The organism is Litchfieldia stipae (genome assembly GCF_014837155.1).
In the GTDB taxonomy this organism is placed as follows: Bacteria; Bacillota; Bacilli; order Bacillales; family Bacillaceae_L; genus Litchfieldia.
Genome location: NZ_JACYHA010000075.1, coordinates 1 through 354, shown reverse-complemented (window position 1 = coordinate 354; position 354 = coordinate 1). Strand labels below are relative to the sequence as shown.

Below are 354 nucleotides of genomic sequence, written 5' to 3'. Positions count from 1 at the left end.
GTCCTACTCTCACAGGGGGAGTCCCCCAACTACCATCGGCGCTGAAGAGCTTAACTTCCGTGTTCGGTATGGGAACGGGTGTGACCTCTTCGCCAAAATCACTAGACATTTAAAAGAACATTTTCTATATTACTCTTTTTGAAAAAGAAAAGCAATAGGAAATTCGTTCCTTCAAAACTAGATAACAGAGAACAATTTACATTCATTTTATTGAATCTAGCTCCAGAAGCCATATTTAATAGGTTCTTCGGCTTTTTGTGGTTAAGTCCTCGATCTATTAGTATCAGTCAGCTCCACACGTCGCCGCGCTTCCACCTCTGACCTATCAACCTCGTCATCTTCGAGGGATCTTAC

2 rRNA genes are annotated in these 354 nt (G+C 42.4%); both read right to left on the bottom strand.

The annotated features are described in order from the left end of the window. A 5S ribosomal RNA gene (rrf, locus tag F7888_RS22410) occupies nucleotides 1-106 on the bottom strand; the annotation flags it as partial. A 151-nt stretch (nucleotides 107-257) separates the two neighbouring features. After that, a 23S ribosomal RNA gene (locus tag F7888_RS22405) occupies nucleotides 258-354 on the bottom strand; the annotation flags it as partial.